This is a genomic window from Bradyrhizobium sp. AZCC 1610 (assembly GCF_036924515.1).
Lineage (GTDB): Bacteria > Pseudomonadota > Alphaproteobacteria > Rhizobiales > Xanthobacteraceae > Bradyrhizobium.
The window spans coordinates 7,539,745-7,553,497 of record NZ_JAZHRR010000001.1; the positions used below are offsets into that span (position 1 = coordinate 7,539,745).

Annotated in this window: 9 protein-coding genes and 1 pseudogene; 2 read left to right on the top strand and 8 right to left on the bottom strand. The window is 63.9% G+C overall.

The genetic code is table 11. The annotated features are described in order from the left end of the window. Positions 1–19 precede the first annotated feature (19 nt). Positions 20–739 (top strand): ribonuclease activity regulator RraA, encoded by a 720-nt coding sequence (locus tag V1279_RS36905; RefSeq protein WP_334445840.1) that lies wholly within the window; start codon positions 20–22, stop codon positions 737–739. A gap of 345 nt (positions 740–1,084) precedes the next feature. Here V1279_RS36905 and V1279_RS36910 read toward each other — a convergent pair whose 3' ends face one another. From V1279_RS36910 to V1279_RS36945, 8 genes and pseudogenes are all read right to left on the bottom strand, one after another. After that, positions 1,085–3,208, bottom strand: coding sequence for a S9 family peptidase (locus V1279_RS36910; RefSeq protein ID WP_334445842.1), 2,124 nt, complete (start codon positions 3,206–3,208; stop codon positions 1,085–1,087). Positions 3,209–3,391: 183 nt separating this feature from the next. After that, entirely contained in the window at positions 3,392–5,101 is a 1,710-nt protein-coding gene (locus V1279_RS36915; protein ID WP_334445843.1) for an ABC transporter permease, read from the bottom strand. 82 nt (positions 5,102–5,183) lie between these two features. Beyond that, a complete protein-coding gene (locus tag V1279_RS36920; protein ID WP_334445844.1) occupies positions 5,184–6,251 on the bottom strand; it encodes an ABC transporter substrate-binding protein in 1,068 nt (355 codons plus the stop codon). A gap of 24 nt (positions 6,252–6,275) precedes the next feature. Then, the gene (locus V1279_RS36925; protein ID WP_334445846.1) at positions 6,276–7,337 is read right to left on the bottom strand and encodes an ABC transporter ATP-binding protein; all 1,062 of its coding nucleotides are present in this window, start codon (positions 7,335–7,337) and stop codon (positions 6,276–6,278) included. Positions 7,338–7,606: 269 nt separating this feature from the next. Next, positions 7,607–8,791 carry a pyridoxal-phosphate-dependent aminotransferase family protein gene (locus V1279_RS36930; RefSeq protein ID WP_334445848.1) on the bottom strand — a complete coding sequence of 395 codons (1,185 nt, stop codon included), beginning with the start codon at positions 8,789–8,791 and terminating at the stop codon, positions 7,607–7,609. 167 nt (positions 8,792–8,958) lie between these two features. Then, entirely contained in the window at positions 8,959–9,795 is an 837-nt protein-coding gene (locus V1279_RS36935; RefSeq protein WP_442894863.1) for an LssY C-terminal domain-containing protein, read from the bottom strand. A gap of 55 nt (positions 9,796–9,850) precedes the next feature. Then, positions 9,851–10,582: a thermonuclease family protein gene (locus tag V1279_RS36940; protein ID WP_334446750.1), complete on the bottom strand. Its 732-nt coding sequence runs from the start codon at positions 10,580–10,582 to the stop codon at positions 9,851–9,853. Positions 10,583–10,786: 204 nt separating this feature from the next. Further along, positions 10,787–12,511: pseudogene (locus tag V1279_RS36945) on the bottom strand (hypothetical protein); the annotation flags it as partial. A gap of 374 nt (positions 12,512–12,885) precedes the next feature. On the opposite strand from V1279_RS36945, the gene V1279_RS36950 reads away from it, so the two are divergent. Next, positions 12,886–13,725 carry a caspase family protein gene (locus V1279_RS36950; RefSeq protein ID WP_334445850.1) on the top strand — a complete coding sequence of 280 codons (840 nt, stop codon included), beginning with the start codon at positions 12,886–12,888 and terminating at the stop codon, positions 13,723–13,725. The last annotated feature ends 28 nt before the right edge of the window (positions 13,726–13,753 follow it).

Consider the following 13,753-nt stretch of genomic DNA (forward strand, 5'->3'; position numbering starts at 1 on the left):
GGATAACCGGATAGAAAAGATGACAAAACTGAGCGACGCCACCCGCAACAAGCTGAAGACGGTCTCCACCGCCACCGTCGCCACCGCGCTGTTCAAGCGCGGCTTCCGCATCCAGATGATCCAGGACGTGCACCCGCTCGGTGCCGATCAGCCGGTGCTGGTCGGCGAGGCCTTTACGCTGCGCTACATGCCGGCGCGTGAGGACCTCAACAAGATCGATGTGTTCCGCGACCGCAGCCACCCGCAGCGCAAGGCGATCGAGGATTGCCCTGTTGGCGCGGTGCTGGTCATGGACAGCCGCAAGGATGCCCGCGCCGCGTCCGCCGGCGCCATTCTGGTGACGCGACTGATGCAGCGCGGCTGCGCCGGCGTGATCACCGATGGCGGTTTTCGCGACTCCGCCGAAATCGCGGCTCTCGGCTTTCCCGCCTATCACCATCGGCCGAGCGCGCCGACCAATCTGACGCTGCATCAGGCGATCGAGATCAACGTCCCGATCGGCTGCGGCGACGCGCCGGTGTTTCCCGGCGACGTCATCCTCGGCGACAGCGACGGCGTCATCGTGATCCCCGCGCACCTCGCCGACGAGATCGCCGACGAGGCGGTCGAGATGACCGCGTTCGAGGACTTCGTCACCGAGCAGGTCCGCGGCGGCCGCAGTATTTTGGGGCTTTATCCGGCGACGGACCCGCAGACGCTGACCGATTTTGCGGAATGGCGGAAGAAGAACGGGCGGTAGCACGCGCGCGCCGCATCCTTCCGTAGCCCGGATGGAGCGCAGCGCAATCCGGGGCAGCTCGCGCAGCAGACCCGGGTTTCGCTTCGCTGCACCCGGGCTACCGACTCCACTGTCGTCCCGGGCAAGCGAAGCGCGACCCGGGACCCATAACCACAGGGCTGTGTTGTTACGAAGGTCGACGACCATCGAGCAATACGGATAGATTCCGCGGTATGGTCCCTGCGAACGGATGCGTTCGCAGGGACGACGAATCCTGATAACTCGTAGCCCGGATGGAGCGCAGCGCAATCCGGGGCAGCTCGCGCAGCAGACCCGGGTTTCGCTTCGCTGCACCCGGGCTACGAATTACGAAACCGCTTCCGCTCTCCCCGCCATCCCCACCGCCCACAGCGCGAACGCGTACGCAATCGCCACCTCATCGAGCCGGTTGAAGCGCCCCGACGCGCCGCCGTGGCCGGCGCCCATGTTGGTGCGCAGCAGCACCGGGCCGCCGCCACTCATGGTCGCGCGCAGGCGTGCGATCCATTTCGCGGGCTCCCAATAGGTGACGCGCGGATCGGTCAGCCCGCCCATCGCCAGGATCGCCGGGTAGTCCTTCGCCGCGAGGTTGTCGTAGGGCGAATAGGACAGGATGGTGCGAAAGTCCTTTTCGCTGTCGATCGGGTTGCCCCATTCCGGCCATTCCGGCGGCGTCAGCGGCAGCGTGTCGTCGAGCATGGTGTTGAGCACGTCGACGAACGGCACTTCGGCGACGATGCCGGCGAATAGTTCGCCCGATCGGTTGGCGACCGCGCCCATCAGCATGCCGCCGGCTGAGCCGCCATGGCCCACGATGCGTTTGGCGCTGGTGTACTTTTCTTCGATCAGTGCGCGCCCGGTCGCCGCGAAATCATCGAACGAATTCGTCTTCTTCTCACGCTTGCCGTCGAGATACCAGCCCCAGCCCTTGTCGGCGCCACCGCGGATATGCGCGATCGCATAGACAAAACCGCGATCGACCAGCGACAGCCGGTTGGCCGCAAACGAGGCCGGCATCGCCATGCCGTAGGAGCCGTAGCCGTAGAGCAGCAGAGGCGCCTGGCCGTCGCGCACCAGGTCCTTGCGGTGCAGGATCGAGACCGGCACTAACGCGCCGTCATGCGACGTCGCCATGATCCGCGTGGTGACGTAGTCGGCGGGGTTGTGGCCGGATGGAATCTCCTGCCGCTTGCGCAACACCCGCGCTCGCGTCGCCATGTCGTAGTCGTAGACTTCCGCCGGCGTCGTCATCGACGAATAGGAGAACCGCAAATTTGTGGTCTCGAATTCGTAGCTGCCCATGGTGTCGAGCGAGTAGGCGGCCTCGTCGAAGGCGATGGCGTGCTCTCCGCCCGTCTTGAGGTCACGGATGATGATCGCAGGCAGCGCATTGGCACGCTCCAGCCGCACCATGTGGCCGGCATAGAGTTCGACGTCGAGCACATAGACGCCTTCCCGATAGGGAATGAGATCGCGCCAGTTGGCGCGTTCGGGCGCGGCGAGGGGGGCGGTGACGACCTTGAAGTCGATCGCATCGTCCGCATTGGTGAGAATGAACAATTCATCGCCGCGGTCGGCGAGCGAATACTGCACGCCTTCCTCGCGCGCCGCGACCAGCCGCGGCGGCGCTTCGGGATGTTCGAGGTCGATCAGCCTTTGCTCCGAGGTCTCGTGGTCGCCGCCGGCGATGACGCAGAAGCGCCCCGACGAGCTCTCATGCAGATGGGTGAACCACCCGGAGTCCTGCTCTTCATAAACAAGCGTGTCGTCAGCTTGCCTCGTTCCAAGTCGATGCCGCCAGACCTGCATCGGACGATGGTTGTCGTCGAGCTTGACGTAGAAGAAGCTGTTGCAATCCTTGCTCCAGACGATACCGCCATCGGTCTCCTCGACCAAATCGTCGCGATCGGCCCCGGTGCTCCAGTCGCGTACGCGAATCGAGAAATATTCCGAGCCCTTGGTGTCGGCGCTCCACGCCTGGAGTTTGTGGTCATGCGAATGCCGCGCGCTGCCGAATTTGAAGTATTCGTGATTCGCGGCGAGTGCGTCGCCATCGAGCACGATCTGGACGTCGCCGCCGTCGCGCGGCGTGCGGCCGAACATTTCATGCTGCCCGCCCTCGCGGAATTTTCGCAAATAGGCAAACGGGCCGTCAGGCGCAGGCACGCTGGAATCGTCTTCCTTGATCCGCCCGCGCATCTCCGCGACCAGCTTCTTCTGCAAGGGCGCGGTATGGCCAAGCAGGCTCTCGGTGTAGTCGTTTTCCGCTTCGAGGTATCTTCGGATATCCGGATCCAGGATCGAGGGATCGCGCAGCACTTCCTGCCACCTGGCGTCCTTCAGCCACGCATAGTCGTCGGTCACCGTGATGCCGTGCGTGGTGAAGGTATGCGGGTGGCGCGGGGCTGAAGGTGGCGACAGGGCAGGCTTTTTAGCTAAAGGCTGGGTCACTCAATCCTCGTTGGGTCTTGGGGTTCTGTCTTATATCGGTGCGAATGGACGGATTACCAGATGCGCCCACCCTACGGTCTCTCCCCCGTCATTGCGAGCGGAGCGAAGCAATCCACCTCTCCGCGCGGGGATAGATGGATTGCTTCGTCGCTTCGCTCCTCGCAATGACGGGGGATACCGGAACTAACTATTCCTCAACCTCGCCGCGGCGCCGCCGCCGAACACCGGGATCCGGTTCACCGCCAGCACCACCGCAAAGGTAATCACCAGCATCGCGATGCCGAGCACCGAAATGGCGGCTAGGTCTCCGCTTTCGTTGAGGTCGTAGATCAGGACCGACAGCACCTTGGTCTGCGAGGTGAACAGCACGATCGCCGCGGATAATTCGCGCATCACACCGATGAAGATGAAGCACCAGGTCGCGATCACGCCGGTGCGCAGCAAGGGCGCGGTGATCTGGCGCAGCGCCTGCAGCCGGGTCGCGCCGAGGATGCGGCTGGCGTCTTCCAGCTCGGGATGAATGGTCGCGAACGCCGCCTGCAGTTGCTGATAGGCCGAAGGGAGATTGATGGTGAGGAATGCCAGCAGCAGGATCCACAGCGTGCCGTAGAGCACGAAGGGCGGCCGCGTGTAGCTCAGGAACAATCCTACGCCGAGCACGATGCCGGGCACGGCGACCGGGGCGGTGGCGAGAAAGCCGAGCATGCGGTGGCTCGCGATCACGCGGCGGGTCGTGACATAAGCGACCACCAGCGCGAGGATCGTGCCGATGGTGGCCGTCGATGCGCCCAGGATCACCGTGTTTTTGAGCGCGAGCTGAGTCGACGACAATTCGGTGAATACGAACACGATGTTGTGCAGGGTCGCCGTCGACGGCGTCACCAGCGTGGTCGCGTTCGGCGAAAACGCTGCATTGAGCAGCGCTAAATAGGGCAGGAATACCGGATTGAGCAGCACGACGAGGCAGAACGCCAGCGCCGCCCAGCGCCACCCCTTCATCTCGATCGGGCGCGGCGCGCCGTATTTACCGCCGACGATCGAAAAGCCGCGGCGGCCGAGCAGAGATTTCTGGCCCTGCAGCAGCAGGATCGTCAGCAGAAGCAGCGGCACGGCGGCGGCTGCGGCCAATTCTAGTTTTGGTGGATACTGGAACAGGCTCCAGATTTTCGTCGTCATGGTGTGGAAGCCGGCCGGCAGCGCCAGGATCGCGGGCGATCCGAACAGCGTCATCGCCTGCAGGAACGCGATCAGCGCGCCGGCGATCAGCGCCGGCAGCGCCAAGGGAATCGTGACCCGCCGCGCCGTGGTCCACGCCTTGCCGCCGAGAATGGCGGAGGCGTCCTCCAGTTCGCCCGGCATGTTGTCGAGCGCGTTGGCGACCAGCACGAACACGAACGGAAACGTGTAGCAGGAGATCACGAAGATCAGCCCGGTCAGCGAATAGATGTCGAACAGAGGATCTTCGGCGCCGGTGAGATAGCGATAGAGCTGGTTCAGCAGGCCACTGTTGGGCGCCGCCAGCAATTCCCAGGCGACCGCGCCGAGGAAAGGCGGGGTGACAAAGGAAGCCGTCACCAGCGCGCGGATGGTCTGCCGCCCCGGCATGTCGGTGCGCGACACCAGCCAGCCGATCGGAGCTGCGACAAGGCAGCAGGCCACCGCCGAGGTGGTGGCGATGATCGCGGTCGTCAGCAGCGGATCGAGAAAGGCGGGGTCGGTGAACAGCGTGACGAAATTCTGCAGCGTCGGATGCCGTGCCTTGTCCGTGAAGGCGTAGAGCATCAGCCACGACATCGGTAGCACGATCAGCACGATCATGAAGGCGGCGAACAGCCACAGGATGGGGCGCGTGAGGTCGATGCGGGATTTTGGGGTGTCGGTGGTGGTGGTCATGCTATTTCCACAAGCGCGCTCAGGCTCCCTCGCCCCGCGTTTGCGGGGAGAGGCAAAACGGAGATCGCCGCCACATCCATCCTCAAACCCTGAACAGCCGCGCATAGCGCGTCTTGATCTCTTCGGTCATCCTCTCGACGCCCTCCGCATCCTCCTTCATCAGCTTGATGTCGGAAATCTTCCGCCGTCCCGGCTTCGATTGCACCTGCGGGTGAACGGAATGCTGCGCGGTGAAATCGCAAAAGAACTGCTGAGTCTCGCGCGTATGCAGCCAGACCTGGAACAGTTTTGCGGCGTTGGGATGCTGTGCGGTCTTGAAGATGCCGGTCGGCCCCGAAATCGTCGGTGTGCCCTCGACAGGGTAGACCGGCTCGACCGGCTGTCCGGCTTCCTTCAGCAGCACGATGCCGTATTCGTTGCCGTCGGCCATCACAGCGCGCTCGCCGAGCGACAGCTTCTTCGGCGGATCGGTCGACGACTGCACCTGCATCACGCGCTGCTTGGCGAGCTTTTCAATGTACTCCCAGCCGAGTTCGCGCACCATCTGGAACGTCGCGGTCATGATGGTGCCGCTATAGGCGGGGTGTCCCTTCACCATCTTGCCCGCCCATTTGGGATCGAGCAGGTCGGCAAAGCCCTTCGGCGCATCCTCCGGCTTGACGAGGTTGGTGTTGTAGGCGATCGACGACAGCCACACGCGGGAGGTCGCAAACATGCCGCCGGGATCGCGATAGCTTTCCGGAAAATGTTTCGCGACATCCTCGGGCACGAACGGCATCAGCCAGCCGTTTTTCTTCCAGACGATGAAGTGCGAGGCGTCGGAGGAGTTGACGATGTCGGCGGCGCGAATGTTGCTCGCAAATTCCTGGTCGATCCGCTGGAACAGCCGCTCCGAGCCGGAACGCTCGATCTGAATGGTTATGCCGGGATAGGCGGCCTCGAACGCCTTGCCGAGCTTTTCGCCGACCGGCAGGTCCATCGAAGAATAGAAGATCAGCTTGCCTTCCGTCTTCGCCGCCTCCACCAGCGCCGGCGTGATCGCGACCGGCTCCGGCGCCTGGGCGCGAACCGGGGAGGCGAATACGGCGCCAGTGATGAGCGCCGCCGAACCATGCAGGATGTCGCGTCTCGAAAGTTTTCGCCGCTCCATCGCGTCCTCCCATGTTTTTCTTCTTTAACGCCCGAGCGCCCGGCAGCGCTCGGGCGGCAGCGTCAACCAGACCTCACTGCCTTTAGGCACGTTGGTTTCTGTCGGCGTGGTGGCGCGCAAACTGGTGCCGTCGGCCACCTCGACCATGTAGTCGCGCGCGACGCCGAGATAGACCTGCCGTGTGACGACTGCCCTGAGCGCATTCTCTGATGAAGCCGGCGCGTGCGTGGATAGCCCGATATCGTGCTGGCGGATTGCAACCACGGCGTCCTGGTCTGCCGCGAGCGGCGCACCGACCACCTTCAACGTCGCGCCCGCAAAGGAAATGTGGTTGGCATCGCGCGCGGTGCCCTTGATGACGTTGCTGGCGCCGATGAAGCGGGCGACGAATTCGGATTCGGGCCGCGCGTAGATGTCCTCGGGCGTACCGAGCTGGTCGATCCGCCCGCCGTTCATGACCGCGATCAGGTCGGCCGTGGTCATGGCCTCGGACTGGTCGTGGGTAACGTAGACAGTGGTGTAGCGATATTCGTCATGCAGGCGGCGGATTTCGAACCGCATCTCCTCGCGCAAATTGGCATCGAGATTGGAGAGCGGCTCGTCGAGCAGCAGCGTCTGCGGCTCGACGATCAGTGCGCGCGCCAGCGCCACGCGTTGCTGCTGCCCGCCGGAGAGTTCGCCGGGGTAGCGCTGCGCCAGCGCCTCGAGCTTGGTCGTGGCCAAAATCGCCGCCAGCTTCTTCGCAATGGTGTCGCGGTCCATTTTGCGCAGGCGCAGGCCATAGACGATGTTTTCGGTCACCGTCATGTGCGGCCACAGCGCGTAGCTCTGGAAGATCATCGACATGTTGCGCTGCTCGGGCGGCAGCGTGCGCGCCTTCGACGACACCAGCCGCTCGCCGACATGGATCTCGCCGTCGGAAGGCTCCAGGAAACCCGCGAGCAGCCGCAGCGTCGTGGTCTTGCCGCATCCGGACGGCCCGAGCAGGCAGACCAGTTGTCCATGATCGATTTTCAATGAGACGCTATCGACCACCGCAAGCGAGCCAAATCGCTTGGTCAGGCCGCGCAAATCAACGGACGCCAATCGCCTCACTCCCACTCTTGTTCTTGCACGGATCAGCGCCCGGCTTGGTATGCCAGTATACGGACAAAAACGGGTTGGGAAAGGGAGTTGAGTGGGAAACGATGTCGTCGCCTCGTGCGCAATCGCGCGCGGGCCGTCAGCACGATTTCACATTGTGAGAGACGCGGTCCGTAGGATGGGTGGAGCGCAGCGATACCCATCGCCATGTGCACCGGCATTGATGGGTATCGCTTCGCTCCACCCATCCTACAAGAGATGCAGGTCGGGGCTCACGCCCCGACGTTCTCGCCGAGATATTCGATCGCGGCCTCGGTTCCGCCCTTGCCGTGGGGAATATTCAGCGCGTTGAGGCCGACCTCGATGACGCCCAGCGTGCCCAGAACCATCGGCGCATTGACATGGCCCATATGGGCGATGCGGAACGCCTGGCCGGAGAGGTCGCCGATTCCGGTGCCCAGCACCACGCCGCATTTTTCCTTGCAGTAACGCTGCAGCGCGGCCGGATCAAAGCCGTTCATCGTCACGGTCGTCACCGTGTTGGAGCGCTCATTGGCCTCCGCGATGTTGAAGCCGAGCACTTGGCCTTCGCCCCAGACCGCCACCGCGCAGCGCACTGCTTCGCCGAGCAGGCGATGACGCAGAAAGGCGTTCTCCAGCCCCTCGGCATGTAGCATGTCGATCGCCTTGCGCAGCGCGAACAGCAAATGCACCGGCGCGGTACCGGCATATTTGCGGTAGTGCTCAGCTCCTTCGCGCTCGGTCCAGTCCCAATAGGGCGTGCGCAGATTGGCTTTCTTATGCACCTCGCGGGCGCGGTCGTTGGCGGCGACGAAGCCGAGGCCGGGCGGCGTCATCAGGCCCTTCTGCGAACCGGACATCGCGACGTCGATGCCCCATTTGTCCATCTCGAACGGCATGCAGCCGAGCGAGGCCACAGTGTCGACCATGAACAGCGCCGGATGGCCGGTCGATTTGATTGCCTTGCCGATCGCTTCGATGTCGTTATAGGCGCCTGACGCAGTATCGACCTGCACCGCGACGATCGCCTTGATGCTGTGATCCCTGTCCTGTTTCAGCCGCGCCTCGACCTCGGCGGGACGGATCGCGCGGCGCCAGTCGCCCCTGAGCACCTCGACCTCGACGCCCATTGCGGCTGCGGCCTGACCCCAGCCGATCGCAAAGCGTCCGCTTTCCAGCACCAGGAGCTTGTCGCCGCGCGACAACACGTTGGACAGCGTGGCTTCCCACGCGCCATGGCCGTTGGCGATGTAGATGTAGGATTGGCCCTTGGTGGCGAACAGTTTTGACAGATCGGCAAGCAGGCTGTCGGTCAATTCCAGCATCTGCTCGGAATAGATATCGAGCGCCGGGCGATGCATCGCCTGCAGCACTTCGTCGGGCATGGTGGTGGGTCCGGGGATGGCCAGAAATTCCCGGCCCGCGCGAACGGTCATTTGTTGGTTTTCCTTATGGGCAAGTACGCGGAATCGAGACGCGTGAGGTTCGGTCGGGATAATATTCGATCGCGACCGTCATTGCGAGCGCAGCGAAGCAATCCAGAGCTGCAAAAACAGATCAAATTGTTCTCATTGCTCTTCACAATGACGGCAAACCGCGCAAGCTATTTCCCCACCGCATTGGCGATCGCGCGCCAGATCTGATCCTTCAATTCGGTCGCCGGCGGGCTCGGGATTGTCACCGCAGGTCCCTCGCGCTTTCTGCAGGCCTCGACCAGCCGCAGCACCCAGATTTCGCCGTCGGTGTAATAGAGGTCGCCGCCGCCATTGTGGCCCGCGATCGTCGGCCCGATGCCGGTGATCTGATATTTCGCCTCGATCATGCCGGCGTTTTCCAGATCAGTCGCAAGAAGCGCGCGCTCGGCGTCGAGATCGGGACTGATGTGGTGCGTGACGGCTGCAGTGTATTTGCTGATACCGACGCCGCGATCCTCGGTCGCCGCCCCGAGCCAGACCGGTCGCTTCTCTGCGCCGCTTTCCAGCACCTTCCAGTAGCGCACATGGTTGCGCCGGTCGGCGCTGGTCCCGATCGGCTTTTCATAGGCGAGATCCTCGCGGCGGCCGAGATAATAGAGATTGCTGACCGGCGCGTCCTTGTAGGGACGATCCAGCAGCACGCTGCCGACGATCTCGATCGAGGATTTCAGCGTGATCCGGTCGGCGGGATACCAACCGGCCGCGTGCATTGCGCAGACTATGTCGCCGATGTAACCGATCAGCCCGACATTCATGGGATCGCCGGGAATACCTTGACCGGTCCGCGTCACCATCGGCATGTCGGCGAGCCCGCGCTGATGCTCGTAATGGGTCCAGAAAAACGGCAGTATCAGATAGGCGACGGCGCCGTAGACGATGACAACGAGCAGCAGGATCCAGGCCGCGCGCTTCCACAGCGAACGCTTCGGTTTGACCGGGGATTGCGCGCCATCGGTGTCGGTCACATCCAGCGCTCCGCGATGTCAGGCCCCCAAAGGGTAGCACGTCTGAGCTGTGGTGCTACCGCCTCGTCTCGCGGCAGCCGGCGGCTTCGGCTTCCTCGACCGAGCAGAACCAGCGCGTGCCCTTTGAGATCTTCATCTCGATCTTCGCATACCAGCGGCTCGTCGGCTGGTGATAGATGCATTCGCCGGACCGGTTGACGTTGCCCTTGATGGTACAGTCGGGCGAGGGCGCCATCGATCCGGATGCCGACGCCAACAGGATCGCCCTGGCATTCTCCGGCGGGGTGATGGCGCCGAGAATGGCGGTCTTCTTGTTGCGGACGCGCCAGTCCCACGGCGCGATGAACGCGCCCTGCCACATCCCGGCCTTGGCCTCGCGCGCAGCCTTCTCGTCGCCCTCGTAGTCGCGCGAGAGCCGCGTCTGCGCCAGCGCCCAGCCGTTCGACACCAGCCATTTCTGGATGTCCTCGCCGTCGGCCTCGCAGCGCGCCACCGTGCGGCCGCGGCGGTCGGTGACGGCCCTGGTATGACAGCTCCAGCTCTTTCCCCCGAAGCGTTTGATCAGTTCGTCGCGCGCGGCGGCGCCGCAGGCCCAGCGCTCGCCCTTGGTATTGAGGCAGAGCTGATCGACCGCCGGCGCGTCGATGCCGCCCAAACGGATGCGGTGGTTGCCGATCTGGAGCTGATCGCCTTCGCGGATTTTCGGGACGCCGGTGATGTCGGCCGCCTGCGCCATGGCGGGGAGTGACAGAAGCAAAAGGGCGGACAGCAATCTCCGTAAATTCATCGGTAGTCCCGGCAGCAAAATGGATGCGGATAGTGCGGACAATGGGGCCGCCTTGCCAGAGCCGTAGCGTCGCATCGCTTTCAACTTCCCGTCATTGCGGAATCGTAGCCCGGATGCAGCGAAGCGCAATCCGGGGAAACTGCGTCCGCTCGCGAAACTGTCCCGGATTTCGCTTCGCTGCATCCGGGCTACGGCTTTCCGTCCACCCTTCACCATCGCCCCTCTCGCCAGCGAAAGCCCCATCAGCACAAACGCCGACGTCACCTCGGGTCCGCCGACCAGAATCCGTGTCGGCGTCTTCATCTTGTTCCACTCATAGGCCTTGTACGGCCCGTGTCTGCCGCCTTCGCCGAGCTGGGCTATGATGCAGTTAAGCGCCGGCGCGAAGGTCGCAACGTCGGCGCCGAGATGTGCCAGCGCCATCAGCGCCAGCGCGGCGTCGAACGGGTTCATCTCGCGGGCGATCAGCTCATGCTCGACATAGGCCAGCACTTTGCCACGGATGAAATCGAACGTGCCGTCCGGATCGATCGCCTGCCGCGCCGCTGATGGCAACGCCATGAACGCGGCATGGCAGCGGCCGAAATAGGCGGAGTAGAGTTCCGGCAGATAATAGATGTGCGAGCGCGGATTTCTGAACGCGCCGCTTTCGACCAGACGCCGCTGGAAGCCCAGGATGCGATGCACCGTCTCCAGCCGCGAAGGCGTCTCCAGGATCTTCCAGCGCGAAAGGTTACGGAAAGAGACTTCGAGAATATCGAGATTGAGCGTCGGGTCGAGGTCGTTGCCGTAGGGTCGGTCGCCCGCGAGATTGTCGATCCAGGTAACGACGCCGCCCTCGTAATCGATGTTGTCGTTGAGCGGCACGGTGACGCGCGGCTCGTTGGCGCCCTCGCGCACCTGGTAGCCGCGGTAGAAGTCCAGCAGCGGCTGGTCGAGGATCGGATCGGTCGAACCGGCTTGGGTAGCCGCCGAGAACGAGCACGCGGTGGTGTCACAGTCAGGCACGTAGATTCCGAAGCCGAGGTCCTGCTTGATCTGGGCGAAGAAGCGCGAGAAGCGCGGATGCGGCAGCGGTGCCAGCGCGGTAATCACGCGCACCGTCGAGCCGTCATGCGAGGACACTTCCTCGGCTGAGGTCTTCAGGCAGAAATCCACCATCTCCGAAATGGCGCGCCGCGACGCCGCGGCCTCGTCCGCAGACGCCAGCCCGGTCTCGACATAGCTCAGCAGCGCCTCGGTGAAGAAGGCGTCGTAATAGGCCGAGCGGTGGCGGATCTGCATCGGCTCCCACATCGGCTCGGCGATCCCCGTCCAGGGCGGGTTGATCAGTGCGCGGGCCGGCGAATGCGCGATGAAGATCCGCGCCAGGCTGAACAGCAGTGTCGAGTTCTTGTAGCCACGCGAGTTCAGCCCCGTCAGCGCCATCAGCATTTCGCGCCCGCCCATGTCGGGGTCGCCGATCAGGTTGAAGGCCGCATAGGTCGGGATGAAGCCGTTTTTGGCAAACGAGCCCAAGAGATGGGCGCCGCAGCGGCGGATGACCCGATCGATCTCGGCGAGGCCGGGCGCCGGGCCCGCCGCCGCCACCGGCTGCGGGGAGGGATGGTGCAGGTCGATATCGGCCATCAGCTCGGCGATCGGGGCGCCGACCGCGGCCCAGTCCGGCTCGGCCTCGTCGCGCGCCTGCCGGAGCGCCTCCTGCAAGGCGCCGAGCCGCTTCTCGTCCCGCAGCGCGGGCAGCCCGGTCCGCCGCAGCAGCGGCCGCAACGCCGGATTGCCGAGCGCGGTCCGATAGAACTTGCCGAGATGGGGGTCGCCGCCGCGGTATCTCAGCAGCACGGGATCGCAGACGTCGTACAGCGACGGGCCGTCTTTCCGCGCGGTCAGCGCCCGAAATGCGGCGCCGGCGATGGTGTGGAGGCCCATGCAGTTTCTTTCCGCCGGAACGGTGAAGGGAGGGCCGCATTAAGCATGGCATATTGCTTAAGGCGGCCACCGCCGGCCGGATCGGGCCTGCAAGCCCTTGAAAACTATACAAATCCGTAAAAAACACAATGTGATGTAGATCACTTAACTGGAATTAACCTTCCGCCAGTATGTCCGGCATCTGGCTCCATGCGCCAAATGAGGTTGTTCGGGAGGGCCTGGCAGGCTAAAAGCCCGGTTGTTGCGGTGCCGCAAATTGCGCGCAATTGGACGGCACACACCCTGCAACCCCTTCAAACCTGAACGGTCCTCACGCGACTAACTGGCGCGGTCTTGTTTGGTGCCCTTTGGACAAACTTGGGAATGGTAACGCAATGAACCTCGGTCAGCTCCGCATCTCCCGCCGCAGCCTCACCATTGCCGTTGCCTTCGTAGGCCTGGTGTCGCTGGCGATCGGCGCCCATGCGGCGTTGAACAAGCGCTCGCTCGATGCCGCCAAGGCGATCGGAACCGAGCAGACCGGCTCGATCGGCACGTCAGCCAGCCGCGTTGCGCTCGTGATCGGCAACGGCCATTACCCGGATGCGTCGGCGCCGCTCGCCCAGCCCATCAACGATGCCCGCGGCCTCACCGCAGCCCTGCGCGCCAAGGGTTTTGACGTCGACGTGGTCGAGGACGCCACCAAGGACGACATGGCTCGCGCCATTGTCCGCCTGAAGGCCAAGATCAAGCCGGACACCGTGGCGATGCTGTTCTTCGGCGGCTATGGCGTCCAGGTCGGCCGCGAGAGTTTCATGATCCCGGTCGATGCCGCGATCTGGAAGGAAGCCGACGTCCGCCGCGACGGCGTCAGCATTGAGCAAGTGCTGGACGCGATGACCGAGAAGGGCGCCAAGGCCAAGCTCGTCGTCGTCGACGCCTCCCGCCGCAATCCCTATGAGCGCCGCTTCCGCTCCTATTCCCATGGGCTGGCCCCGATCTCCGCGCCGGAAAACGCGCTGATCCTGACCTCGGCGACGCCGGGCAAGGTGGCCGATGACGGCAAGGGTCAGTACAGCGTGCTGGTGACCGAGCTCTTGAACAATTTGAATTCGCAGTCCGGCGCGGCAAGCGCCTTCAACAAGACCCGCATCTCCATCTCCCGCGCCTCCGACGGCGAGCAGGTGCCGCAGGTGTCGTCGTCGCTGCTGGAAGATGTCCGTATCGGCGGGTAGGGCGAGACCTTTCCCCACCGTCGTCCCC

What these genes read in the sequence shown, in the direction of transcription:
- V1279_RS36905 (WP_334445840.1), top strand. Translation starts at nt 20, where the DNA reads ATGACAAAACTGAGCGACGCCACCCGCAACAAGCTGAAGACGGTCTCC.
- V1279_RS36915 (WP_334445843.1), bottom strand. Translation starts at nt 5,101, where the DNA reads ATGACCACCACCACCGACACCCCAAAATCCCGCATCGACCTCACGCGC.
- V1279_RS36920 (WP_334445844.1), bottom strand. Translation starts at nt 6,251, where the DNA reads ATGGAGCGGCGAAAACTTTCGAGACGCGACATCCTGCATGGTTCGGCG.
- V1279_RS36930 (WP_334445848.1), bottom strand. Translation starts at nt 8,791, where the DNA reads ATGACCGTTCGCGCGGGCCGGGAATTTCTGGCCATCCCCGGACCCACC.
- V1279_RS36940 (WP_334446750.1), bottom strand. Translation starts at nt 10,582, where the DNA reads ATGAATTTACGGAGATTGCTGTCCGCCCTTTTGCTTCTGTCACTCCCC.
- V1279_RS36950 (WP_334445850.1), top strand. Translation starts at nt 12,886, where the DNA reads ATGAACCTCGGTCAGCTCCGCATCTCCCGCCGCAGCCTCACCATTGCC.